This window comes from Methylocucumis oryzae (assembly GCF_000963695.1).
Lineage (GTDB): Bacteria > Pseudomonadota > Gammaproteobacteria > Methylococcales > Methylomonadaceae > Methylovulum > Methylovulum oryzae.
Map to the genome: position 1 here is coordinate 1 of NZ_LAJX01000174.1, position 25,650 is coordinate 25,650.

The window sequence follows — 25,650 nt, forward strand, 5'->3', positions numbered from 1 at the left end:
GTGTTGGCAGCAGGGATGCTGCCGCCAAGCCTACAGGGATGTATTTACGGCGCCCTCGGCAACTGCTCCTGCGTTGCCCTACTACACGCCATCCCTGGCGTTATGCGCTCTGAATGCCCTGTCCCTACTTCAGTTGGTAGCCGTTTATTAACACATTCGCCTTGGAAAAACATGATATTAACAGTCAAACTATGTAGTCTGTGATGAATTCACATTAAGTTTAATTGACTAACACTAATTTACCTAGCGTATGTCCCGCTTCAATAGTGCGATGAGCGCAAGCAGCATCACTTAATGGCAATGTTGCAATCCTGCACGCCGGTAATAAGCCTTGTTCCAAATAGGTTTTGCACTGATTCAAAATCATCATGTGATTATCACGTTCAGTCGGTAAATCTCTTAGCATAGGCGTAAGCATTAACTCAAAGCCTATTAATAAATTACGGATTCTCGCTTCGGCTAAATTAACTAATCCGGGGTCTAATAATGTCACTAATCGGCCAAAATGCTTAGTCGCCGGAATACTCGCCGCAAAAACATCAGGCCCTACCGTATCAAAAGTTAAATCAACACCTTGCCCATCGGTAAACGCATTAACAGCGGAAATTAAGTCTTGTTGTTGATAGAAAACAACAGCATCAGCACCTAACTGTTTAACCCAATCGGCTTTTTCTTGACTGCTCACCGTAGTAATCACTTTAGCGCCTGCTATTTTGGCTAATGGAATAGCCACCGAACCAACTCCACCGGCACCGGCATGGATTAATACTGTTTCTCCCGCGCGTAAACCGCCACGCTGAAAATAATCCGCCATAAGCCGTTATTAATACTAAAGGTAGTGCTGCTGCTTGAGCAAAAGACAGATTGTTTGGCATTAAACCTGCCCAACGTTGATCTAATACATTGTATTCAGCATAATTACCCGGCTCTCGACCTAAGCCACCATGACAAAACCAAAACGTGATCGCCAGGTTTAAATTGAGTTACCGCACTGCCAATCTCGGTAATCACACCAGCCCCATCGCAACCTAATATCGCAGGCAACGGTAATGGATAAAGCAAGCCGTTGCGTCGTATCTTAGTATCGACAGGATTCACGCCAGCAGCTTTAATTTGGACTTTAATTTCGGTAGTTTGAGTAATCTCCGGTACCGCTATTTCCGCGTATGACAGTGTTTCCGGTGCCCCAACTTCAGTCATTAATATGGCTTTCATAAGATTATTTTTTGTTGACGTCGTTATTACTCGCGATAGGTATTAGCCATCGATTAAATTGCACCAGCTCATAGCCGATTAAACGCCCTGTTTGCTGATAGAGCGCGCTACGGGCTCTAAAATATTTATAACGGGTTAAGCGTTGTTGCTTCTTAGCTTCCGATAACTGTTTTTCTGCCTCTAAGACATCAACGATAGTCGAAACGCCTAACTCATAGCCCTTATTCATCGCATCACGCGATTTTTCACTCGCTGCAAGCTGTCTATCGGCAGCTAATGCGCGCGCGGACGATGACGCCATATCCAAATAAGCCGCGCGGGTAAATTTTTCTAATTCACGCAATTTTTGCTCTAATTGCGATTCACTGTATTTTTTCCGTGCTTCGGCTTCACGAACCCTCGCACTGGTCACGCCACCTTCGTAAATCGGAATTGTCGCTTGTATTGCAGCCGAACCTATTTGATAACCCGTTGATGCCGTTTGGTTATTGAATGTGGTATCGCTGTATATACCGCTAAGTTGTAATTGCAAGGTCGGTAAATGTCCGGCTTGATAGGCGGAAATACTTTGTTTAGCCGCTTCGACAGCATGTTTTAACGCGATGACCTCAGGATTAATTTGACCAATTTGTCTCACCCAACCCTCAATGTCACCATCGGGTGGCGGTTGCATCACATCTAAACGCGCCGGGCGTATTTCGGTAACGGCATCGCCAGTTAATTCGCGTAATTTTTCTAGCGCGATTTTAGCCTCATTATCGCTTTCTAATAAATTGCTGCGTAAGGTTTCGGTCCGTGCCTCTAATTCGTATAAGTCAGTCACCATCGCCATTTGCCGCTCATGCATGGCTCTTACGCGTTCAAGCTGCTTTTCGGTAGAGCTGAGTTCTTCTTTGATAATTTCACTTTTATCGGTCGCTTCTAGCGCATCCATATAACGCTCAATTAAATCCGCAATAAGCTTTTGATGAGCGGCTAATAATTCTTCTTCACCTTGTGACGATAACGATTGCTGACTTTTAGCGAGTAAATAATTTTGTAAATCGAAAATCGTTTGCTGCAAGTTAATGCTGACGCGGGTACCAGGATAGCTAGAATTGTCACGTCCTCGCAATGCGTCAGGTTCATCATATTCAATCCGGTTTAATGAATAATTGCCCACTGCATTAATTTGTGGCCGTAAGCGACCAAAACTTTGGTCTTCGCGCGCTTTAGCAATTTCTAACGCATATTCGCTGCCTTGTAATTCGGGCGAGGCTTCTAATGCACGTTCATATAAGGTCATTAAATCATCGGTTTTTGCGTGTGCATTCATCGCCAACCCTAAACTTACAGCTAATAATAGTTTGGTTAGCATAATTAATCCTCTATCAACGAACGCGCAAAAATATTGGTTAACGGTTGCGTTAAATATTCAAAAAAAGTACGGTCACCGGTATTAATCAGCACTTCAGCCGGCATACCGGGTAATAAGATTAAGCCATTTTTGCGCAAATCCTCTAAACCGGCTTGCTCGACTTCGACTCTGGCTAAATAAAAGCTAGACTCTTTTTTCTCATCGCTGAGTCTATCAGCGGATAAGGCCACGACCCGACCATCGATTTTTGGTGTTTTTGCACTTTTAAACGCACTAAAACGTATGCTTGTGGTTTGACCGATATGCACTCTGTCTATATCGTTAGGCGATACTTGCGCTTCAACAATGAGTTTTTCTTGCTGTGGGACAATATCTAAAATATGGCCACCGGGGGAAATAACCGCGCCTATGGTATGCACCGCCAACCCTAAGACCATACCGGCTTCTGGTGCTTTAACAATAGTACGTGCCACGGTATCGGTTAACCATTGGGTTTTTTCTTGTAATTCCGATAATTCGATTTGTACTTTGCTTAACTCATCAACGACTTCACGCTGAAATTCTTTTTCAATTTGCAAAATCTTTAACGCGATTTCGCTAATTTGCGTTTGTGCCGTCGCGATATTCGCGGTGAAATCCCCTTCATCGCCTTGAGCTTGTGCTAGGCGGCGTTCTAACTCGGTAACCGTTTGCTTCTCTACATAACCTTGCTCTAACATGGCTCTAAAATCACGTAGCTCTTTGTTAAATGAACCGGCTAAGCTATTGCGGCTTGCGCGCTGTGCTTTTAAGCCTTCGATTTTAGCCAGTAATTGCTGGCGTTGCTCTTTAAGGATTTCAATTTCACCATAGCGCGAGCGCTGCCTGACCGCAAAGGCTTGCTCTTGTACCCGCATGGCTTCAGTAGCACGGTTATCATCGACAGCCGCTAATAACTGCTCAGGATAAGTGACTTTAGCTTTGCCATCGCGTTCTGCAGTTAATCGTGCTTCTCTAGCTAAAGCTGAAAATAACTGACCGCGTAACGTTTCTAATTGTGCTCGCGAAGACGTATCATCTAACTCGACTAATACTTGACCCTTGCTGACATTATCCCCGTCATGCACCAGAATAGATTTGATGATACCCCCTTCTAAATGCTGTACGGTTTTACGATAACCTTCAACCGTCACGCTACCCGGTGCTAACGCCGCGCTGCCTAGCGGAGCGAAAAAACGACCAGGCACCGAAAGCACCAAACATGACGACAACAAATAAATAACCTAAACGCCGTATCGGTGTGTCATCAGCAAAGCGGTTTAAATCGATAGGATTAGCATTTAGCGAAGTTTGGCTGGTTTTATTCATGTGATTAAGCTTTAGCAGCAATAGCAGTAGAAGGTTGAGGTGGGCGTTGTTGATTAAGCTTAGCTAACACTTCATCGCGGGGTCCATCTAAGACTAACACGCCCTCAGCTAACACCATAATTCTATCAACGAGTCCTAGCACGCCTAAGCGATGCGTAATCACAATGACGGTACAACCGCGTTGTTTTAAACCCGATAAGGCCACGGCCAAAGCTTGTTCGCCTACATCATCTAAATTTGAATTCGGTTCATCCAGCACGATTAACACCGGGTTGCCATATAAAGCCCGCGCCAAGCCTACGCGTTGCCGCTGTCCGGCTGATAAAATCCCGCCGGTACTGCCTATTTCAGTATCATAGCCTTGCGGTAAATGTAAAATCATATCGTGCACACCGGCCGCTTGTGCCGCTGCAACGACTTTATTAGCATCGACTTCGCCAAATCTAGCAATGTTTTCGGCAATTGTGCCGTCAAATAACTCCACATCTTGCGGTAAATACCAATATGCGTGCCGATAACACCCCGATCTAATTGGCTGACATCAGCGCCGTCTAAACGTATCGCTCCGCCCGCCGTAGGCCACACCCCTAACAAAGCCCTAGCCAGCGTCGATTTACCGGACGCACTGGCACCTATTAGTGCAACAAAACTACCAGCATTTATCGTAAAATTTAAACCTTTCAGCACCGGCACTTTAGCACCGGGTGGCGTAACAATGGCTTGCTCTGCTTTAAGAATACCTTGTGGCGTCGGTAACGGCATACGCTCAGCTTCAGCAGGGAATTGTGCTAACAAATTATTTAACCGCTCATAAGCCGTTCGCGCACTTAGAAACTGCTTCCACGTTCCAATCATGACATCGATAGGCGCTAACGCCCTGCCTAATAAAATCGAGCCGCCAATCATTAAGCCTGGGCTAATTTCTTTTTCTATCGCTAGCCAAGCGCCAAGACCTAAAATTAACGATTGTATGGTTAAGCGATAGGTTTTCGATAACGCGGTAATTAAACCCGCTTTTTCGCTAGCGACCGCTTGCAACATAATTAAACGTTGCTGCTTTTCTTTCCAACGCGACATTAAATCCGGCAACATGCCTAAAGCATGTACCACTTCAGCATTGCGTAGATTGCGATTAGTAATATTTGAGCTTTCTACCGATACTTTATTGGCTTGATCTAAATCATCGTGGGTCGCGCGTTCATTCCAAACGGCTAATAAAATCAATAACACCGCTGAAATAATCGCGACAATACCAAACGTAAAATGGAATAAAAACAACAAGCCAATATAAACCGGCAGCCACGGCGCGTCGAAAAAGGCAAATAAGCCATTACCGGTTAAAAACTGCCGCAATACTAATAAATCGCCTAACGGTTGCGCGCTAGTTTTACCCCCGCTTAACAGCGATTGCCTAAATAAGACTTTATACAGTCTTTCGTTGAGCAATACATCAAAACGCGCACTGACGCGGATTAATATTTGTGAGCGTATCCACTCTAATGCTCCCAGTGTCACAAACAATGCTACGGCTAATAAGGTCAGCATTAAAAGTGTTGAGGTACTGCTACTGCCTAGCACCCGATCATAGACTTGCATCATATAAATCGACGGAAACAGCATCAGTAAATTGATAAACAAGCTAAAAATAGCTGCAGATTGGAACGAGTGACGACAAAGACGTATGGTTTTAGCGAGTTCTGAAACAGGTGCGCGCATAGATAACTTCCGGGTAAATTAAAACCAGCCACGAATGGCCTGGCAAGCCAGTCATTTTACAACATCCAAACTAAGGCAATCCATAAATACCCGGTTAACGTCTTATTAACCGACTATGCGGGTGACGCGTTCTGGGTATTTTATTCTGTCTAAAAAGTAACAACTGATAACTAAGCTGTTGTTTTATTTAAGTCATAGTCTTTATCCCTTGATAACCCGACGTAATAGGATAACGCCTATCACGACCAAATGCTCGGGTAGTAATTTTAATTCCCGGTGGCGATTGCCGGCGCTTGTACTCATTTTTATCGACTAAGCTAAGGGCACGCGCAACCTGTTCAGCACTAAAACCGGCCGCAATAATCTCCGCTGCCGACTGATCAAGTTCAACATAGCGTTCTAAGATAGGGTCGAGCATGTCATACGGTGGCAATGAATCTTCATCTTTTTGATCGGGTGCCAATTCAGCAGATGGCGCACGCGTTAAGACACGTTCTGGAATCACAGGCTTTATGCTATTGCGATAATGGGCTAATTGATAAACCAGCAATTTAGGCACATCTTTAATCGGTGCAAACCCACCGGCCATATCGCCGTATAACGTTGCATAACCGACGCTCATTTCGCTTTTATTACCGGTCGTCAATAATAATTTGCCCTGGCGATTTGATAACGCCATTAAAATCACGCCTCGGCAACGCGCTTGGATGTTTTCCGCCGCGACTTTAAAACGCTGAGTGCTTAAATCATCGGCATGATTAGCATCAGCTTGAAAAATGGGGGTTAGCATCCCGGCAAACGCGTTAACCGCAGGCTCAATAGACACCGTGTGATGATTGACACCTAACGCTTCTGCTTCAAAAATGGCGTCTTCTATACTCATGGCTTGGGTATAACGCGACGGCATTAAAATCGCTTCGACCTGTTCTGCACCCAACGCGTCGACCGCCAATGCTAACACCAGCGCCGAATCAATACCGCCCGATAAGCCTAAGATAGCGCCGTGGAAACCGTTTTTACGCACATAGTCTTTAATACCCAACACTAAAGCCTGATAAACACTGCTCAGCTCTGGGTATAACGGCGTTGAGGCAGGTACGCGAAAATGTGGTTGCTGGTAATCGATAACCGCGATTTGCTCATCAAATTCACGCGCTCTGAAAATAATATCGCCTTGAGCATCGCTGACAAAACGACGCGCCATCGAAAATTAATTCATCTTGACCGCCGACTTGATTGACATAAATCATCGGTAAACCATAGGTACGGTGCTTGCAGATAATGTCTTCACGTTGCCGACTTTTACCGATATGAAACGGCGAGGCATTTAGCGTAAGTAACAGTTCTGCACCGGCGTCACGATTCGCTTTAATAATAGACTCATGCCATACATCTTCACACACGGTTAAGCCCAAAAAACAACTATTAAATTCAAACACACACGGGGTTGTACCGGCAGAAAAATAGCGTTGCTCATCGAACACACCGTAATTCGGTAACGCTTGTTTGCGATAATTAGCCAGCACAACACCGTGATGCAACACAATAACACTGTTATAAAGCTTGCCATCCATGCTCTCAGGATAACCAACAACTAACGCAATATCAGGCACACGCTCGGCTAACTCATAAACCGCTTGATTCGCCTCCTGAATAAAATCTTGCCGTAATAATAAATCTTCTGCCGGATAGCCAATTAAGGTTAACTCAGGAAAAACCACTAAATCAGCATGTAACTGGTCACGCGCATAAATAGCGGCGCGCGCAATCGTATCAAGATTGGCGGCAATATTGCCGACTACAAAATTAATTTGGGCTAACGCAATTTTTAACATCTTCAAGCTCTAGGTGTTGCGATAAGTTCTCGTAATAAGGCAGTTGCATAACTACCCGGCGGTAAACTAAAGCATAGGTGCAAAACATTAGGCTCGATTTGCCAAGTTAAATCCGCTAGGCTCACACGTAATACTCGCCTATCAGCCTCTAAACCACAGTCGATTAAACCTTGAGTTAATTCTGGATAATGTGCAAGCACATCAGCCTCAAGTTCAGGCGCAACACCCGAATAGACGTGCGAGGACTTGCCAAATAACAAACCGGTAGGATGCACTTCATGATTAGCGACACGTTGCTGTATTGTCGCATCGGGTTGTTCGATGCGAAACCAACTATGGGAATCGGCAAACCCCAAGCAATCGCCGGGTAACGGCTGATTCCAGTTTTGTTCTAACACGCGTCTCGCTAATACTTGATTAAACAAAAACGCGCGTACTGCCGATAAGTATAGGCTACGATCTGTTTTAGAGGTTTTTGCGCCATTAAACATCAGCAAAGCTTTACTGATATTTTGACCTTCATGACCAAAACGCTGTTCGCCAAAATAATTAGCCATGCCGTGTTGTTTAATCGCTAATAACCTAACCTCAGTCTCAGCCTTATCACCTTGCCAATCGCGAATAGTGAGCTGAAAGCGATTGCCGGATAACACGCCTGTTTTCAGCTTGCGTGCATGTCGGGTAATCTGCACAAAGCGCACGCCAGGAATATTACACTGCGTCCAATCTGGCTGGTTCAGCGCTCCTGGTAACCAAACGCTAAACCATTGTCGTGTCAACGCATGGCGGTCTTTTAAACCCGCATAACCAATATCGCGCGGCTTAACATTAGCAAAACGTGCTAATTGCTTGGCAACAAACTCGGTGTTTTGTCCCTCTTTTTCCAACCAGATAAACTGGTGCTCACCGGTACCAGACGGTTCAAAACTAGCTATTTCCTCAACAATAAAATCCTTGGGATGCTGTTTTATCAGTCCTTGACCAGATGGCTTACCGTATACATAAGGCCAGTCGGTAGTATTAACTGTCATTACGTTCTACCAAGACAATGGCTTGTACAGCAATCCCCTCTTTACGGCCTTCAAAACCTAATTTTTCGGTGGTAGTCGCTTTAACATTAATACAGTCTTCAGCCACGGCTAAATCCTCAGCGATATTGCTACACATGGCTGCGATGTAGGGCGCCATTTTTGGCGCTTGCGCAATAATCGTCATATCCGCATTCACTAAACGAAAGCCCTTGCTTTGAATTAAACCGTAAACATGTTTTAACAACACCCTGCTATCAGCGCCTTTAAATGCAGCATCGGTATCAGGAAAATGTTTACCAATATCGCCTAAGGCTAAAGCGCCTAATAACGCATCCGCCAAGGCATGTAACACAACATCGCCATCCGAATGCGCCACTAAGCCTTGTTCATAAGGGATAGTCACCCCGCCTAAAATAATGTGCTCACCAGGCCCAAAGCGATGCACATCATATCCTTGACCTATTCTAACCATAAGGCTTGTTGCTCCAAGAAAAATGCCGCCAAAGCCAAATCTTCGGGGCGAGTGATTTTAATATTATCGGGACGACCGGCAACGATTTTAGGCGTGTAGCCCAATAACTCGAGCGCGCTGGCCTCATCGGTAATGGCAGGATTGCCTGCTGTCTCTGTTAATGCCTGTTTTAACAAGCCGTAACGAAACATTTGTGGGGTTAATGCTCGCCAAATCGTATTTCTGTCAATAGTTTGCATAATAGACCTAGCGTCAACTTGCTTTAACGTATCATGAGAAGGCAGCGCCAAAATGCCACCTACAGGCTCATTAGCTAACTCATCGCGTAATAAATAAATATCCATAGCGGTTAAACACGGTCTAGCGGCATCATGCACAAACACCCAATCCTGGTCAGATGCTTTATCCGCTAAAGCATTTAAACCGGATAACACTGAATCAGCACGCTCTGTGCCACCTGGCGCCGTAATAATCCGGGTATCGTTAACAATAGCTAGTTCTGGCCAATAAGGATCACCTGGGGTTATAGCGACAGCAATCTGACTAAAGATATTCGCTGACAATAAGCGAATTAAGGTTTGCTCAAGCACCGGTTTACCCGCTAATAACAAGTATTGCTTAGGTCGGTCGGCTTGCATACGCTTGCCCACGCCAGCCGCTGGAACCACTGCCCAATAATGTGTTGTTTGCGTCATATGCTGAATGATTACTAAAAAAAGACCCGGCATTATGCATCCTCTATCGCTAAAAATCATCAAACAGAATGGCTCTGACTATAATCCGATAGGGCTTGCGCATTGACGGAAGAATGTTATGTGGGTTCAAATAATCCATTTACTGGCTAGCGGCTACAAAAAACTCAATCGTATGGATGTAGGATATTAATTTTTAATGAAATTTTCTAATTCTGAAATAATTTACAAAATCTTCGTCACCATGCTACCGTCTGAAACCTATGATACATAAGGCTTACAGTTCACTAGCAACTCAAAAATACGGTGACCTCAGTAGCCTTGGCTAATCGACAGGCTGCACACCATAATCTTGACTACTTTTTGTAACTTAAATATTACAACTTAATGATTAAAGACGTTCAATCATGAGTATTAACAACACTAAAACTGGTGGCCAGAATACCTACCAGTTCATCGATCTGGTTGATGTCCCGGCCTTCGCGCGCTTATTGGAACGTTTTTTTCAGGCGACCGGCGTTCCAAACGGTGTCGTAGATACAAATGGCGAGCTGTTATCGATGTCCTCCGGTGAAAATGCCTGTTCGATGTTTCACCGTACACAGTTTAAGACGGCTGTTCGCTGTCGCGACAGTAATCTGGAGCTGGTACGCGATTTGAGTGATGGCGGTGTTGCTGGTGGGTTATGCCAAAACGGATTGATGGATTATGTAACACCCGTTGTCGTCGAAGATCGACAACTGGCAACTCTGTTTCTAGGACCAGTGCTACATTCCCCCCCAGACATGGATTCTTTTCGCGCTCAGGCGACGCGATTTGGGTTTGACGAAACGGCTTATCTGGAATCTATAGCTAACATACCTGTCGTCAATAAGAAACAAGTGGATGATCTCATGGCGGTCATGGTTGAAATGGCACAGATGCTGGCAGCCAGTGGCTTAGCTAAGCTAAGACAGGCTGAGTTGGAACGAGACATCCATATCCATACAGAGCGTAATATCCAGCTCAGGGATATTCTGGATTTTTCACCGGTCGCGATGGGTTGGTCAGAGAATGAGGATCGCATCGAGTATGTGAATCGTCAATTCACACTGCTGTTCGGCTATACCGTGGATGATCTACCGAACTTAGAAACTTGGTATCTACGTGCCTACCCCGATGAAAATTACCGTAAGACGGTTATTGGCCCATGGCGTAGAGCAGTTGCTCAAGCGCACGAAATCAACGAGCCGCCCCCCGAATTGGAAGCGGACATCACCTGTAAGGATGGTTCAGTACGCTCCGTCATCGTGCGTGTGGCATGGGTCTGTCATCGCCGAATGGTGAGTTTTACTGACATTAGCGAGCGTAAGCAGTTGGAAACGTCTCTCATCGAACACGAGCAAGAGTTCCGCACACTGGCGGAAAACCTACCAGATAGCATTGCCCGCTGGGATGTGGAGACCCGTTATACCTATATCAATTCTGTGTGTGAACGCACCTTGAATACCACAGCATTCAAACGTGATTGGTAAAACTATCCCTGAAGCATTTCCTGACGGACGCTTTTCACAGATCGCAACGGCCATTGGGCAAGTTATTTCCGATGGAAAAACAATAGTGTTAGCACGGCAGCCCGCAGCATTTCAGAACGGAATAACGCAACTCCACGATATTAAAATGGCGCCAGAACGCGATGCTGCTGGAAACATCGTTTCAGTATTAGGTATCGGCCGGGATATGACTGAGTTCTATCGCTTGCAGGACAGCCTACATTACAGCCAGGAAATGCTGACCGCTGCACAGAAACTCGCCTTGCTGGGCAGTTGGGACTGGAATGTTGTTGATGATCGGATCGAATGCTCGGAGATGGCTTATGAAATCTACACCCCGGACAAGCGACCCGCCGAACCGGTTTTTGAAGATTTCAAATCATGGCTGCACCCAGATGACCTGGAAAGAGTGCTTTCGGCAATCCAATTGGCATTCGAGCAAGATACGCGGTTCGATCTCCATTACCGCGTGGTATCCATCAGCAAGGGTATACGCACAGTTCATGCCCAGGGCACGGTATTCAGGGATATGAACGGCAAACCCGTGCGCATGGTGGGGGCCGTACAGGACATCACGGAGCGTAAGCGCATGGAAGACGCGCTACGATTGAGCGAGGCACAGTCCCGCGACCATGACAGACTATTACAAGCCGTACTCGAAAGTTCGCCGGAAGTTATCGTCTTCGCGCTTAATTGCGAATACCACTACCTAGCCTTCAACGACAAACACCGCGCAACGATGCAGGCGATTTGGGGGAAAGACATTGCCGTCGGTATGAACATGCTTGATGTGATCGGTACTCACCCGGATAGGGAAAAAGCCAGACAGGGGTTTGATCGCGCACTGAGTGGCGAAGCTTTGTCATCGAAGATGCCTACGGCGACGAAGCAATTATGCGTCTGTACTGGCAGAATTTCTTTGCGCCGATTCGCGGCGAGGATGGCTCGACAATCGGGTTAACCTGTTTCGTGCTAAATATTACCGAGCGCAAACGGATAGAACAAGCACTTGCCAAACGCGAGCGCGAGTTGCGCACTCTGGTGGAAAATCTGCCGGATAACATTGCGCGCTATACAATCGATGCGCGCCGAGTCTATGTCAGCCCTTCGCTGGAGCGGATTTTCGGCAAACCCAAAGAGGAACTTTTGGGCAAGACTCCAATGGAGTGCTTCCCTGACGCAAACACGGCAGAAGTGGAGCGACGCATTCGCGCCGTGGCCGAAACCGGTGTCAGCGGTGAGATGGAATACACCTTTCCGACATCGGACAATGAAACGCGCTGCCACTTGATACGCTTCGTCGCGGAACGTGACGATGAAAATCGGATTACGGGCGTCTTGAGTATAGGAACCGACATCACCGAGCGCCGGCGCATTGAGTTGAACCTTGCCGTGCGAGAGCGAGAGTTCCGCACACTTGCTGAGCATCTGCCCGACTTGGTGGTGCGGTATGACCACGAAGCGCGCTTTGTTTATGTCAATACCAAATTCAAAGCGGCGCTAGGCTTTCGTTTGACTGAACTGCGAGGGAAGCGCCCGACACAGGTGCCAGGACTACCTGATGCCGAGTATTTCGAGCAGTTGGTGCGGGAAGTTGCGGAATCGGGCACTGAAGTCCGTTGTGAAAGCGAAATTGCGACACTGAACGGAAGCATGTTCTACGGTTTGATTATTGCTACCCCAGAATTCGATAACTCCGGGCAAATAGAATTCGTTCAGGTGGTTATCCGTGACATCACTGAACGCAGGCGAATCGAGCAACGAATGCTGGCACACGCCGCGATGCTGGAAATGGTGGCGCGGGACAACGATCTGCCGACCATCCTCAACGCACTCGTCCACTATATGGAGTCCGAGGCTCAAACTTCGCTATGCAGCATCATGTTGGCGGATGCCGCAGGCAAGCATTTGCTAGTAGGGGCAGCCCCTAGCTTACCAGCGTTTTTTAATGAGGCCACTAACGGTATCGAAATCGCTGTTGGTATTGGTTCGTGTGGCACGGCGGCCGCGTTGGCGCAACGTGTGGTGATCGAAGATATTCAGACCGACGAATATTGGAGCGGCATCCGTGAACTGGCTCAATCGGCAAAGCTGCGTTCATGCTGGTCGGAGCCCATCCTGTCATCGCGCAGCAAGGTGTTAGGTACGTTCGCCATTTATCACCGAGAACCTCGAACCCCCGAACCACAAGATATCGAGCGCATTGCCTTTGCTACCAATCTGGCAGCAATCGCCATCGAGAATCGTCAGGTACACGATGAATTGGAGCGTCAGGCGCATTCCGATTATCTAACCGGATTGGAAAACCGCCGGCACTTCTTGAGTCAGGCAGAGAACGAATTGGCTCGCACCCTGCGCTACGGCAGGGAATTATCTATTATGATGCTGGATGTCGATCATTTCAAACAGGTCAACGATACCTACGGCCACAAGGTCGGCGATCTTGTTCTGAAAAAACTGGCTGAGCTTTGCCGTGCCACGTTGCGCGATGTCGACATCATCGGCAGGATTGGCGGTGAGGAATTTGCCGTGCTGCTACCTGAAACGAGTAGTGAACACGCCAAGGAAGCCGCCGAGCGCTTATGCGCAGAGATTGCCTCCACGCAAATAAAACTGGACAGCGGATTGCCATTGCGTTTCACTGCTTCGTTTGGAGTCACAACACTATGTGAGAATGACGCCAACATCGATATTCTGTTGGATCAAGCTGACCAGGCATTATACCGAGCGAAGAATGAAGGGCGTAACCGTGTGTGTATTTATTAGGTTAATACTCAATTTGCTCGCCGAATAGCAGTAGTTCTCATTAAGACCTTAATATGCGCATCTTTCGCGTGACATCAACTGAAACTAGCTATGGCTATGACATCGTATTAGCGTCAATACCCTAACTCTTGCCAGCTATATTGAACAAGGCCACTTGCTTAAGCTTAACAGCAATACCTAACATGAACGAGGTCAGGCCTTACAACTTGCAACAAAACCGCTAAACAAACCAAGGTGTCACGTCAAATGCAAGACCTGACCCCAGCAACTTCTAAAAATCATCAAACAGAATGGCAGCGACTATAATCTGCATTGAGAACACCCTTAACTGCTTACTATGCGGCATATTTTCTAACCATAATACTACGCGACCGTTATGAAACCAGACCGTTTAACCCTACAAAAGCGTTACGACCGCCTAGCGCCTTTCTTTGACGTGCTTACAGCGATGATGGAAGGCTTGTCTTTTAAAACCTGGCGCCAACGCTTATGGCAACAAGTCGATAAAGATGCTTATCATATTCTGGAAGTTGGCGTTGGTACCGGGAAAAACTTTGCGTATTATCCAGGCTATGCGCAAATTACCGCGATTGATTTTAGTGCTGAAATGCTTAAACACGCTCAGCAAAAACGAGACAAATTATCGACTAAGGTAGAGTTATATCCTATGGATGTCGAATCGCTGTGTTTTGCTGATAACAGCTTCGATGTGGTTGTCGCCAGTTTTGTGTTTTGCTCAGTACCACACCCGTTAAAAGGCCTTAAAGAATTGTATCGTGTCTGTAAACCAGGCGGACAAGTGATACTTTTAGAGCATGTGATAAGCTCAAATCCCGCACTAGCCTGGCTTATGCAACGCTTAAATACATTGGTGCGTTTTTTGTTTGGCGCCAACATCAATCGCGACACGGTAAAACATATTCAATCATGTCCGTTTACCACCGTACATGTAGACGTACGCAGTCGAGGTCTTGTTAAGTTAATTGAAGCACGTAAGTAAATGTGCAAAAGTCTTTTAACAGGTAAACCTGGATTTTAAAGGCTTGTAGGTATAAAAGTGTTAAATAACTTATGAGCGGTTACTTAAATAATGCCATGAACCGGGAACAAATCCTTGCCTTAGCTCCTGACACCGCCTCTGTTTCTGCCGCTAAATCGCTGGAAAATACCAAAACTTGGCCGACGCTCGGCTTTAGCGGGCGGGCGGTGTGGGGCGAATGTAAAGGCAGCGGTTCCAATCCTTATCAAACCCGTATCGACTTGAACGGCAATGCGTTCAAATGCTCTTGCCCCAGCCGTAAATTCCCGTGCAAACACGGCTTGGCCTTGTATTTGTTGTATGCCGAAAATACCGCCGGTTTTAGCCAAAGCGACACCGAACCGGCCTGGGTGTCCGAGTGGCTGGACAACCGCGAGAACAAAGCCGAAACGAAAAAAGCGGCAGCCAAAGACAAACCTGTCGATGCCAAAGCCCAGGCCAAGCGCCAGCAACAGCGTGACACGGACATGTCCCGAGGCATCGCCGAATTGGCGTTATGGCTGGAGGACCTGGTTCGCATCGGTTTTTCCGAATTGCCCGCCAAACCGTTGCGTTATTGGGATGACTTGGCGGCGCGCATGGTGGACGCCAAGCTGCCGGGCCTGGCGCTGCGCATCAAAAAACTCAGCGCGTTGTTATTACAAAAAGGCGATAACTTAAGCGCGCTTGCCGAAGAAATCGCCCGCCTGCATTTACTAGCGCAAGCCTATCCGCAACGCGGGCAATTGCCGTTTGATAGCCAAGCCGACCTGCAACAATTACTGGGCGTGGTGTTGCGTGAAGACGAAGTGCTTAAAACCGAACCAGTTACCGACACTTGGGTGGTGCTGGCCAGCCGCGATAGCGAAGACAACGCCTTGATCACGCGGGAAACCTGGTTATTGGGCCAAGCTAGCGGGCGCTTCGCCAAATTAGTGCAGTTTGCCCATGCCAGCCAGCGGCAAAACCTTATTGCATGGTTAACCGGCAACCGCATCGACGGCGCGCTGCATTTTTATCCGTCCGCCAACCCGCTACGCGCCGTGCTGGGCGAATGTCGGACGGATTCCGCCCACGATAGCGTGCCTGTACCTAGTCATTACCCTTCATGGCAGGATTACCCGCACTGGAAAATCCGCAATCCGTGGCTGGACCGCTATCCCGTGATTATTCCCGCCGCCACGCCCTGCTATCAAAACAAGCGCTTGTATTTACGCTTCGACAATGGCGACGCCATCGCCGTCGATACCCGGCAAATGCCGCCGTGGCCGCTATTGGCGTTAAGCGGCGGCCTGCCCGTGCCGGTATTCGGCGAATGGGACGGCAACAGTTTGCAAGCCTTGGGCGTTTGGCATCCCGATGGTTACACCACGTTATTCGCAAGAATGGGAAATTTATGAAAATCTGGCAAGACCTGCTCAAACACGCGATTGTCGGCAGCCAGCACGGTACGCCATTGCCGCCCTTAACGCCCGCCGTCTTGCAGCAACGCCAACAGCACTGGCAAGCCCTCAGCCCGGAACGGCAAGTCCTCAATGCCCTGGCTTTAGTATCGGCCTACCGCGCCGTCGGGCAAACCGCGACAAGCAGGGTTAACGAACTTCCCCCTATCTGCCCCGCCGAAAGCCGGGCATATATTTCGGCAAGCCTAAAAGCCCGTCTACAACGCTATTTGCAGGAACAAAACCACGGCTTGGTCCAGGAAGCCCTAACCTTATTGGTGGATAAGCCCGACATTCTCACGCCGGACATCTTGGCGGAATTTTTGGCTTGGTGCGCCAATAACCGCGCCGATGCCGCGCAAGTCAGGGCCGTCATCGGCCAACGCGGTTTCTGGTTATGCGCCCAAAATCCCGATTGGGAGCATCTGCTAGGTCTGGCGGCGGACGATTATACGGCGTGGCAGGCGGCGCACGGCCCGGCGCGCTTGTCGTTGTTCGAGCAAGCCTTACAAGCTGATTTTGCCCAAACCTTGGTGCAACTGCCCACCGTTTGGCCTGGCGAAAACGCCAAAGACCGCCTGGCGTTGCTGGAGGTTTTGGCAGACCATCTGAATGCCGAGGCTTTGTCGTTTTTACAAAGCCTGCACACCGACCGCAGCCAAGCCGTGCGCGAAAAAGCCACGCAATGCCTGGCTAAATTGCATGACCCGGACATCACGGCCTTGTTGCTGGATACGCTCAAAGCCATGCTCAGCGTCCATAAACCGCTGTTAGGCAAGGCACAATTGCATGTCAGACTGCCCGATGAGTTATCGGAAACCTGGAAAAATCACGGCATCCAGGAAAAGCTCGAATACATGCCCGGCATCAACGAAAAAATCGGCATCAAATCGGGTTGGCTGTACCAATGGTTGCGCCTGTGTGACCCACTGGTTTTAGCCAAACAACTGGATGTGGAGCTGAAACAACTCAGGGATGTAGCCGTGCAGTCGGAATTTGCCAATGTCCTGCTCAACGGTCTGGATGCCGGGGCCATGCTACATGGTTGCGCGGCGTGGTTGCCGCTACGCTTGGCCAGCCTGAAACCCAAACAACACGGCGAATGGTTGCAAAAATTCAGCAGGGTATTGCCCCTGGCGGATATGGAAAGTTTCATGATAAATCACTTGAAACTATTAACCCCGGCTGAAAGCCTGGCCTTCCTGTTAGGCATCGCGGCTCACTACGGACAATTGTCCAAGGCCTTGGCGCTCGCATTGATTGACGCGCTGCTTGCCAGCCAAACGGATGCCAACGCCCGCTACCTGTACACCGCCCAAAGCTTGGCGCAACTGGCTTTCAAATTGCCGCTGGCCGATTACGCCCTGATTAATCAACGGCTGCAACACAGCGACAACCCGCATGTATTGGCTTTACAAAACACTTTTTTCCCAACGTCACGCACTGCATCAGGAGTTTGCCCATGACTGAAGTCATTCGCCGCCACGCCGAACATCAATACGCCGAAGAACTGGCGGCCCTCAAAGCCCAAGACACCCGGCAAAAACCCGCCAACTGGGCCTTATCGCCGTGGGCGGTGGTGCAATATTTAATGGGATGTACGCTAGATAACGCTTTGTCGTTTCACCCAAATACATCGGCGAGCAACGCCTGATGGAAATCGCCGTCGCCACGCTTACCACCGACCGCGCCTTGCTGTTGTACGGTGTACCGGGTACAGCCAAATCGTGGGTATCGGAACATTTGTCGGCGGCGGTCAGCGGTGATTCTACTTTGGTCATCCAAGGCACGGCGGGCGTGAGCGAAGAAGCCATCCGTTACGGCTGGAACTACGCGCAACTGTTGGCCAAAGGCCCCAGCATGGACGCGCTGGTGGTCAGCCCGATGCTACACGCCATGCAAAACGGCAAAATCGCCCGTATCGAAGAACTGACCCGCATCCCGTCCGACGTGCAGGACACCTTGATTACCGTATTGTCGGAAAAGCATCTGCCCATCCCGGAACTGAACACCGAAATTGCCGCCCGCCAAGGCTTTAATGTTATCGCCACCGCCAACAACCGCGACAAAGGCGTGAACGAATTGTCCAGCGCCCTGCAACGCCGCTTCAACACGGTCATTTTGCCGACTCCTGCGACCTTGGAAAAAGAAGTGGAAATCGTCGAACAGAGGGTACGCGATTTGGGTAAATCCATGGCCTTGCCGCTGGAAAAATCGGCCTTGAAGGAAATCCAGCGCGTGGTGACGGTGTTCCGCGAACTGCGCGCAGGCATGACGCTGGACAATAAAGAAAAGCTGAAAATACCCTCCGGCACGTTAAGCACCGCCGAAGCCATATCGGTGATGAACAGCGGCATCAGCTTGTCGGTGCATTTTGGCGATGGCGAACTTAGCGCGGCGGATTTGGCCTCCAGCCTGATTGGCGCGGTCATCAAGGACCCCGTGCAAGACCCCATCGTCTGGCGGGAATATCTGGAAACCGTCGTTAAAGAACGCGCCGACTGGCGGGATTTGTACCGCGCTTGCCGTGAACTTAGCTAAACCATGCTGAGCGACAACATTTTTTACCTGGGCATACGCCACCACGGCCCCGGCTCGGCGCACAGCGTCTTGCGGGCACTAACGCATTTCGCACCCGATAAGATACTGCTGGAAGGACCGCCGGAAGCCGCCCCGTTAATGGCGCAACTGCAAAACCCGAACTTGCAGCCGCCGGTCGCGCAATTGTTTTATGCCACCGACAACCCCGCCGAAGCGGTATTTTACCCGTTCACGCGCTTTTCGCCGGAATGGCAAACCTTGCAATACGCCGTTGCCGCCGACATTCCGCTGGAATTTTTCGATTTGCCGCAAGCCCATTCTCTGGCCTTAAAAACGCGCCGAAGCGGAGGCAACGCCGGACGATGACGAGTCTATCGACAGCCTGCAACTGCCCGCAGACCCGCTGGATTTACTCGCCCACACCGCAGGTTTCGATGACGGCGAACAATGGTGGGAGCAAATGGTCGAGCAGCATCCGCACGAAGGCGAGGTGTTTGCCGCCATCGCCGAAGCCATGTCCGCCGTGCGTTCGGCGATAGCCGCAGAACGCCCCATCAGCCAACGCGAGCAATACCGCGAAGCCTGGATGCGCCAGGCCATCCGCAAGGCGCGTAAAGACGGTTTTGCAAAAATCGCCGTGGTGTGCGGTGCCTGGCATGTTCCTGCCTTGCTGGAAAACATCGCCGCCAAAGCCGACAACGCGTTATTGAAAGGCTTGCCCAAAACCAAAATCGCCGCGACATGGATACCGTGGACCTACAGCCGCATCAGTTACCACAGCGGTTACGGCGCGGGTGTGAACTCGCCCGGCTGGTATGATTTCCTTTGGGAACACGGCCAACAAAGCCCGCCTGTTTACAGCGTCAGCGGCGGCTGGATCACCCGCGCCGCGCGTTTGCTACGCGAACAAGGCGTGGATATTTCCCCCGCCAGCGTTATTGACGCGGTACGCTTGGCGGACAACCTGGCGATTTTACGCGGACGCCATCCGCCCAACCCCAGCGACATGCAGGAGGCTATGCAAACCTTGTTCGGCTTGGGCGATGCTACCGCGCTGCAACTGTTGGACGCGCGGCTTTGGGTCGGCGAACGTTTTGGGGCAAGTGCCGGATGAATTGCCGCAAACGCCCTTGCAGCAAGATTTCAACCAGCAGCTAAAAAGCGTGCGGCTGGCGAAAGAAGCAGTCGAAAAAACCATCGAACTGGATTTGCGCACCGATGCCGGACGCAACCGCTCGGTATTGCTGTATCGTTTGCAAATCCTCGGCTTGTCGTGGGGGCGCAACGTCGGCAGCCGCGGCAAAGGCACGTTTAAGGAAAACTGGCGCATCCAATGGCAACCCGAATTTGAATTGACCCTGATAGAGAAAAATCTTTGGGGAACAACCATCGCCCATGCCGCCGAAGCGTTTGCCATCGCCGACCTACAAAAAGCCGACAGCTTGACCGTCATTTTAGAGGCTTGCAACGCTTGTTGCTGGCGGATTTGCCCAACGCCGTCCGCCTTGCATTGAACATCCTGCACAACCGCGCCGCCACCACCCAACAGATTGACGAACTGCTCGCCGCCCTGCCGGGCTTGGTGCAAATCGTCCGTTACGGCGATGTACGCGGCACCGACAACGCCGCCTTGCAGCATTTGGTGGAAAGCTTGGCGGTGCGCATCAACATCGGCCTCAACAACCACTGCCGCCAAGTCGATGCCGACAACGCCCGCCACCTCGTCACCGCGCTGGCAAAACGTCAACAACGCCTTGCAAGTGCTGGACAACGCCGAATTGCTGGACGCATGGCGGCAAGTGCTGCTGCGCCTGGCGGACAGCGACGGCATCCACGCCGTCATCGCGGGCAAAGCCTACCGCTTGCTCGCCAATGCCCACGTCATCAGCCCCGAGACGGTCGCCAACGCCCTCAGCCTGGCCTTATCCCGCGCCCAAGACCCCACCCAAGCCGCCGACTGGCTCGAAGGCTTGCTGGCAGGCGCGGGCCTGGCTTTGCTGCATGACGAAACCTTGCTGGCCGTGCTGGACACTTATGTCTGCGGCCTGAACCCGGAACGATTCGACGCCATCACGCCCTTGCTAAGACGCACTTTTTTCAACCTTTGCCCTGGGCGAGCGACGCGGCTTGCTGGACAAAATTCGCCATAGCAGTCTAGTGGCTGATAATCCGCCTGATGATGACGGTTTTGACCACGAACTGGCGGCCTTGGCTTTGCCGTTGCTGGATGTGATTTTGGGGGCTTCGGGTTTTCTGGTTCCCAAGCTCTAGCTTGGGAACGAGTATGTAAGTAAATCCAGCTTTATAAAACCAGTTAAGCGTCTTACAATCAGGTCTTTACATTTTCAGAGGCCATTATGACTTACCCAATGCTTGCCGAAACCGTCGCCAGTATTTCAGAACTCAAAGCCAATCCAATGAAAGTGGTTGCCAGCGGCGATGGTATGCCCGTTGCCGTGCTAAACCGCAACCAACCCGCTTTTTACTGTGTACCAGCCAAAGCCTATGAAGCGATGATGGAATTGATTGATGATATGGCGTTGTTGGAAATCGTTAAACAACGCCAAGACGAAGAATCTATCGCGGTTTCCTTAGATGACTTATAAACTGGCATTTAAAAAATCCGCACTAAAAGAATGGGAAAAGTTAGGGCATACTGTTAAAGCACAGTTTAAAAAGAAACTCAAAGAGCGATTGGAAAATCCGCATATACCCGCCGCCGCATTATCGGATGGACACAATCTTTATAAAATCAAATTGCGGCAACAAGGCTATCGTCTGGTTTATTCGGTCGCGGATGAAATTATTACTGTAACGGTGATTGCTGTTGGCAAACGGGATAGAAATGAGGTTTATGATATTGCGCTTTCAAGGTTAGATGAGCGGCAATAAAATGCTTGTAAGATACCTTGCTAGCCGCCAAGCTTCGTCTTGGATAGACGGCCTTGGATTCACAAAAAATGCAAGCCATTAGTGATTTTCAAAGTGAACCGTTTTTGTCTTATGTTATCCTTGTCTTATACCCCACTGTTTTCTATGCAAAATAGCATCTTCCCTTACTTAATTTATCATTACAGATAACACAATATATTATGAATATTATGAAAGAAAAAAATACAAGAACAAGAACAAAGGCTATTGCGTGTAATCAGAATGGAAATATATTTTATACAACTATATTAAATAGCAACCTATTAAAAAATGACACTTGCTATGTTTCAAGAAGAGATGAAGATTCAGAGAAAGGTTTTCAACGCTCTTTAAATGTGTCGCGTGCTAAAGATATTGCAAGTTATTTAGATAAAGATAAAGGATGTATTCCTTCATCTTTAATTTTAAGCATTCAAGATTATGCACAATTTCAATATAACCCAGAAACTTTTTGAAATTTCATTCTTAAATAAAAAACATATCTTTATGGTAATAGATGGACAGCATAGGTTATATGGTCTTTTAAAAGCAGAAAATAACTATGATGTTCCTGTCATTATATTTAATAGTCTCAAGACTTCAGATGAAGTATCTTTATTTATAGATATAAATACAAAACAAAAAGGTGTGCCAACAACTCTTTTTATTAGATATAAAAAATCTAGCAGGTAGAGAAACTAAAAGAGAAGAAAAACAAAAGGAACTATTTGACAAATTAAACGAAAACAGTGTCTTAGCAGGCTTGATGTCTCCAACTAAAAGTCAAGTTGGAAAAATTACAAGAGTTTCTTTTAATAGTGCTACAAATCAGCTTTTTGAAAATAGCTATTTTGAAGATAAAGATGTAGAAATAATTTACAAGGGTTTAAGGAATTATTTACAAGCGGTTGAAAATGTGTTTAGGAGAAGTAAATCGCAAAGAGCAAAAATAAATAATGGTACATTTTTTAAAGCAATTTTCGATATTTTTAATGAAGTTGTTGATAGAACTTTAAAAGATTATGGAAATTTAAAGGTTGAAAGCATTGAGGAGGTTTTAGATCCGATTTCGAGAATAGACTATGACGCTTATGTTGGTTCTAGTAGAGCTTTATTACAAAAGCTTACTAGAGAAATGCGTTCTGAGCTTAATAGACATGAAAAAACTAATATCTCAGCGGATGACATTTTCTGATGATTATTTTTGATACCCAATTTTCTCACTTAAGAAATGAGTATGTTTTTCCTTTAATTCCATACGGAAAACCCAAAAAAAGCATTAAAGTTTTTTGATTTCAAAGACGCTTTGTATTCTAAAGTCGATGGGGTTGTTATTGGTAGTCAGAATAATAGCTATAGTTTAAAGATAAATAAAGACATTTTCTTTAATTCATTAACCTGTGATATAGAGCTTTTTTATACGCGAATGGTTGTTCAATATGTTGATTTACATAAAAACGTTGATTTATCTCCAGCTTGGCAATATGTAACTTCATATTATCTATTCTTTTTTTCTATAACTACTCTCTTTAGATTATTACATCATGGATTTGTTTATTTAAATGATAGCCAAGCACAAAAACTAACTAGATTAATCACTTTGTTAGGAAGTCAACCTATTAATATTAGTTCTGGAAACTATAGTTTTTTAGTGTCTGAAATTTTGACAGATTATGTAACTGTAGACTTAAAATTTATAGGATCTGATGTTCATAAAAATGCTTGGAATAAATCAAAAACATTGATAGATGATATTCGTAGAAACTGTCGCAGAAACAACGATGAAAAAACCATTTTAGATGCTTTAAGTATTATAAACAATAGTATTGGAGCATCATTTCCATCCGAAACTAGAAACAAAGTAAATTATAATGGAATATATGGTGTAGAAAGCATTGATAATAAAATATATAGAAATGGATTGATTACTAATACAAATTCATTTTCAAAACAGATTATTTCTTATGAAAAGCCTTTAAGTGATGACATTAATAGCTATATAAAATATTCTTGCTTATATGGCTCTTATATTTTTTCACTAACTCATAAATTGTATGAGGAATACAGGGCGAGAAGTAGCAAGCCTAATAATGCTTTTCATAATTTAAGAGAAAGTTTATTAAAAAAAAATAATATTGAGTTAGATTTTTTGGATAATTGCTAAATTTTATATCGTAACGACTTCTAGACTTCTAAAGGACTTGACATAAGTTTCATGGCATACATGAATTTTATATCAAGTTACTTAATCCAAGAAACGGGTTACCACCTACGCGATGCCGAATTAGATTAATTCACTCCGCAAACCTGCCAACAAATACAGCAAGTTTTAAACCAAAAAAACGCCGACGATTATTTACAAAAAGCTAAAAATCGCACCGAAGACATCTGCCAATCGGGTTTAATGCTGCGTTGGAAACTCTTTGCCCAAGCTAATAACCAAGAAAAGTGCAACTAACTTTAAAGCTTTTCAAAAAAGGTGAAACAAATGACAACTACAAACCTAGTAACAGAAGGCTCTCATCAATTTGTTAGTGCCTAAAGAATTTGAATTTATCGGCATCAACCAAGTTGAAATCCGTAAAAAAGGTAATTCAAATATCATTACGCCGCTACGCAAAAGCTGGAAAAGCTTTGCGGGGTTGCCGGAAGCTGATGAAGATTTTTTAATTGACCGTCCTGATGTTGTGCAAATGGACAGGGACATTTTTTAATGTCAAAACCCATTTACATGCTGGACACCAATATTTGCAGCTTTTTAATCCGTAATAAACCTGATTATTTATTTGATAAATTGCAAGCGTTGGTTGAATCGCATCATCAGATTGTCATTTCTGCCATCACTTACGCTGAATTGAATTTTGGTGCAATCAACAAAAAAGCCAGTCTAAAAATGCCGGATATTGTGAATGAATTTGTGGATAGGCTGGATGCTGTGTTGGCATGGGACAAAAATGCCGTTGAAGCGTCAGCGCTTATCAAGAAACAACTGGATATCCAAGGTATGCCGATTACATAATGACACATTAATTGCTGGCCATTGTATTTCTGTTGGTGCAATCTTAGTCACCGATAACGTAAGGGAATTTCAACGAGTTGACGATCTTAAGTTTGAAAATTGGGTTAAACGATAAACCACCCAGGCAAATGCTTGCTTTTGCTAATACTTATTTTTAATTAATCCGTTCATTGCCATAACCGAACTCAACAAAGCACAACTGACCCGCCAAAGACGTTGGCGTTTATTGCTGGGTGGCGATAACCCAGTGGACTCAAGCAAAGAAGACATCCAATTGGATAACTTGCAAAGCCAGTTTTGCCACTCCAATCACTCATGCTTAATAAAATTAGACTGTGTTATATCCCGCAAATTTATAGGGCATTTGCTGTGGTTATTAATTAATACATTACTTTCAATAAATTAAGATAGAAAACTTTGACTTTACTAAGTGAAATGACGCAGTTTGATTAATTTTTACAGCGTTATTGCTTGCTAGGCTTAGGGGTTCACTCATGTATCGCATCCTATAAGCAGTTGCCTAGTAACTATATGGCCAAGATGTCCGCCCTGCCTACCTGTTATGTCGATAATGGTAAATTCTCCTCTTCAATACTCTCCCCGCACACGTTAACTCCTTCTATACCTTGCACGGTCAAGTTTTCGCTACCTAAAAACCAAAAACCTGGCCGTTTGAAGTATAACAATCTAACTATTTGGCATTTTTTTTGCTATTTTCACAGGGTTTGAATCCACTTGAATGACTGTTGACTTCAAA

General features: G+C 46.8%; 26 protein-coding genes and 4 pseudogenes. 20 read left to right on the plus strand and 10 right to left on the minus strand.

Features of this window, described 5'->3' with window-relative positions:
* A partial coding sequence (locus tag VZ94_RS27120; RefSeq protein WP_204369167.1) for a hypothetical protein occupies positions 1-204 on the plus strand: 204 nt, incomplete at its 5' end.
* Positions 205-220: 16 nt separating this feature from the next.
* Here the strand turns inward: VZ94_RS27120 and VZ94_RS32285 are convergent.
* The 10 genes and pseudogenes from VZ94_RS32285 to ispD all read right to left on the minus strand — a co-directional run bounded on the left by VZ94_RS32285 (position 221) and on the right by ispD (position 9,668).
* Positions 221-814 carry a zinc-binding dehydrogenase gene (locus VZ94_RS32285; protein WP_338040448.1) on the minus strand — a complete coding sequence of 198 codons (594 nt, stop codon included), beginning with the start codon at positions 812-814 and terminating at the stop codon, positions 221-223.
* Between the two features lie 104 nt (positions 815-918).
* Complete coding sequence (locus VZ94_RS32290; protein WP_338040449.1) at positions 919-1,215, minus strand: alcohol dehydrogenase catalytic domain-containing protein; 297 nt, start codon at positions 1,213-1,215, stop codon at positions 919-921.
* 4 nt (positions 1,216-1,219) lie between these two features.
* Positions 1,220-2,572: a TolC family outer membrane protein gene (locus tag VZ94_RS15660; protein ID WP_045779948.1), complete on the minus strand. Its 1,353-nt coding sequence runs from the start codon at positions 2,570-2,572 to the stop codon at positions 1,220-1,222.
* A gap of 2 nt (positions 2,573-2,574) precedes the next feature.
* Positions 2,575-3,798, minus strand: a complete 1,224-nt coding sequence (locus VZ94_RS15665; RefSeq protein WP_204369168.1) for an HlyD family type I secretion periplasmic adaptor subunit — start codon at positions 3,796-3,798, stop codon at positions 2,575-2,577.
* Positions 3,746-3,919, minus strand: a complete 174-nt coding sequence (locus VZ94_RS27125) for a hypothetical protein (protein ID WP_204369169.1) — start codon at positions 3,917-3,919, stop codon at positions 3,746-3,748. The genes VZ94_RS15665 and VZ94_RS27125 overlap by 53 nt, the downstream gene beginning before the upstream one ends.
* Before the next feature lie 4 nt (positions 3,920-3,923).
* Positions 3,924-5,635: pseudogene (locus tag VZ94_RS15670) on the minus strand (type I secretion system permease/ATPase).
* 187 nt (positions 5,636-5,822) lie between these two features.
* Positions 5,823-7,470: pseudogene (locus VZ94_RS15675) on the minus strand (NAD+ synthase).
* A 2-nt stretch (positions 7,471-7,472) separates the two neighbouring features.
* Entirely contained in the window at positions 7,473-8,501 is a 1,029-nt protein-coding gene (truD, locus tag VZ94_RS15680; RefSeq protein ID WP_045779949.1) for a tRNA pseudouridine(13) synthase TruD, read from the minus strand.
* Positions 8,491-8,973, minus strand: coding sequence for a 2-C-methyl-D-erythritol 2,4-cyclodiphosphate synthase (gene ispF / locus VZ94_RS15685; RefSeq protein ID WP_045779950.1), 483 nt, complete (start codon positions 8,971-8,973; stop codon positions 8,491-8,493). The genes truD and ispF overlap by 11 nt, the downstream gene beginning before the upstream one ends.
* The gene (ispD, locus tag VZ94_RS15690) at positions 8,961-9,668 is read right to left on the minus strand and encodes a 2-C-methyl-D-erythritol 4-phosphate cytidylyltransferase (RefSeq protein WP_045779958.1); all 708 of its coding nucleotides are present in this window, start codon (positions 9,666-9,668) and stop codon (positions 8,961-8,963) included. The genes ispF and ispD overlap by 13 nt, the downstream gene beginning before the upstream one ends.
* Positions 9,669-10,072: 404 nt before the next feature.
* Here ispD and VZ94_RS15695 point away from each other — a divergent pair, with 404 nt between their 5' ends.
* The 19 genes and pseudogenes from VZ94_RS15695 to VZ94_RS15760 all read left to right on the plus strand — a co-directional run bounded on the left by VZ94_RS15695 (position 10,073) and on the right by VZ94_RS15760 (position 24,893).
* Complete coding sequence (locus VZ94_RS15695; protein WP_052700625.1) at positions 10,073-11,179, plus strand: PocR ligand-binding domain-containing protein; 1,107 nt, start codon at positions 10,073-10,075, stop codon at positions 11,177-11,179.
* Positions 11,169-12,158, plus strand: coding sequence for a PAS domain-containing protein (locus VZ94_RS15700; protein WP_045779951.1), 990 nt, complete (start codon positions 11,169-11,171; stop codon positions 12,156-12,158). Before VZ94_RS15695 ends, VZ94_RS15700 begins: the two co-directional genes overlap by 11 nt.
* Positions 12,092-13,963 (plus strand): sensor domain-containing diguanylate cyclase, encoded by a 1,872-nt coding sequence (locus VZ94_RS23400; protein WP_082081741.1) that lies wholly within the window; start codon positions 12,092-12,094, stop codon positions 13,961-13,963. The genes VZ94_RS15700 and VZ94_RS23400 overlap by 67 nt, the downstream gene beginning before the upstream one ends.
* 376 nt (positions 13,964-14,339) lie before the next feature.
* The gene (locus VZ94_RS15710) at positions 14,340-14,963 is read left to right on the plus strand and encodes a class I SAM-dependent methyltransferase (protein WP_045779952.1); all 624 of its coding nucleotides are present in this window, start codon (positions 14,340-14,342) and stop codon (positions 14,961-14,963) included.
* A gap of 95 nt (positions 14,964-15,058) precedes the next feature.
* Positions 15,059-16,381, plus strand: a complete 1,323-nt coding sequence (locus VZ94_RS15715) for an SWIM zinc finger family protein (protein ID WP_045779961.1) — start codon at positions 15,059-15,061, stop codon at positions 16,379-16,381.
* On the plus strand, positions 16,378-17,889 hold the full coding sequence (locus tag VZ94_RS15720) for a DUF5691 domain-containing protein (protein ID WP_045779953.1): 1,512 nt from the start codon (positions 16,378-16,380) through the stop codon (positions 17,887-17,889). The genes VZ94_RS15715 and VZ94_RS15720 overlap by 4 nt, the downstream gene beginning before the upstream one ends.
* Complete coding sequence (locus tag VZ94_RS29390; RefSeq protein ID WP_239649995.1) at positions 17,886-18,077, plus strand: hypothetical protein; 192 nt, start codon at positions 17,886-17,888, stop codon at positions 18,075-18,077. Before VZ94_RS15720 ends, VZ94_RS29390 begins: the two co-directional genes overlap by 4 nt.
* Positions 18,077-18,964 (plus strand): ATP-binding protein, encoded by an 888-nt coding sequence (locus VZ94_RS15725; RefSeq protein WP_239649996.1) that lies wholly within the window; start codon positions 18,077-18,079, stop codon positions 18,962-18,964. Before VZ94_RS29390 ends, VZ94_RS15725 begins: the two co-directional genes overlap by 1 nt.
* A gap of 3 nt (positions 18,965-18,967) precedes the next feature.
* A pseudogene (locus VZ94_RS30970) lies at positions 18,968-20,078 on the plus strand (DUF5682 family protein).
* Positions 20,008-20,630, plus strand: a pseudogene (locus VZ94_RS24620) (DUF5682 family protein); the annotation flags it as partial. The pseudogenes VZ94_RS30970 and VZ94_RS24620, both read left to right, overlap by 71 nt.
* Before the next feature lie 34 nt (positions 20,631-20,664).
* The gene (locus VZ94_RS24625; protein ID WP_131655592.1) at positions 20,665-21,114 is read left to right on the plus strand and encodes a DUF5682 family protein; all 450 of its coding nucleotides are present in this window, start codon (positions 20,665-20,667) and stop codon (positions 21,112-21,114) included.
* Positions 21,092-21,235: a hypothetical protein gene (locus tag VZ94_RS26085; protein ID WP_157844956.1), complete on the plus strand. Its 144-nt coding sequence runs from the start codon at positions 21,092-21,094 to the stop codon at positions 21,233-21,235. Before VZ94_RS24625 ends, VZ94_RS26085 begins: the two co-directional genes overlap by 23 nt.
* A gap of 86 nt (positions 21,236-21,321) precedes the next feature.
* Positions 21,322-21,570 (plus strand): type II toxin-antitoxin system Phd/YefM family antitoxin, encoded by a 249-nt coding sequence (locus tag VZ94_RS15735; protein WP_045779954.1) that lies wholly within the window; start codon positions 21,322-21,324, stop codon positions 21,568-21,570.
* The gene (locus tag VZ94_RS15740) at positions 21,560-21,856 is read left to right on the plus strand and encodes a type II toxin-antitoxin system RelE family toxin (protein WP_045779955.1); all 297 of its coding nucleotides are present in this window, start codon (positions 21,560-21,562) and stop codon (positions 21,854-21,856) included. Before VZ94_RS15735 ends, VZ94_RS15740 begins: the two co-directional genes overlap by 11 nt.
* A 209-nt stretch (positions 21,857-22,065) precedes the next feature.
* Entirely contained in the window at positions 22,066-22,350 is a 285-nt protein-coding gene (locus tag VZ94_RS23405) for a DNA sulfur modification protein DndB (protein WP_157844957.1), read from the plus strand.
* A gap of 170 nt (positions 22,351-22,520) precedes the next feature.
* Entirely contained in the window at positions 22,521-23,069 is a 549-nt protein-coding gene (locus VZ94_RS23410; RefSeq protein ID WP_052700629.1) for a ParB N-terminal domain-containing protein, read from the plus strand.
* 111 nt (positions 23,070-23,180) lie between these two features.
* Positions 23,181-24,038 (plus strand): hypothetical protein, encoded by an 858-nt coding sequence (locus VZ94_RS15750; protein WP_045779956.1) that lies wholly within the window; start codon positions 23,181-23,183, stop codon positions 24,036-24,038.
* Between the two features lie 364 nt (positions 24,039-24,402).
* Positions 24,403-24,588: an AbrB/MazE/SpoVT family DNA-binding domain-containing protein gene (locus VZ94_RS15755; protein ID WP_045779957.1), complete on the plus strand. Its 186-nt coding sequence runs from the start codon at positions 24,403-24,405 to the stop codon at positions 24,586-24,588.
* Entirely contained in the window at positions 24,588-24,893 is a 306-nt protein-coding gene (locus tag VZ94_RS15760) for a type II toxin-antitoxin system VapC family toxin (protein ID WP_204369170.1), read from the plus strand. Before VZ94_RS15755 ends, VZ94_RS15760 begins: the two co-directional genes overlap by 1 nt.
* Positions 24,894-25,650 lie beyond the last annotated feature (757 nt).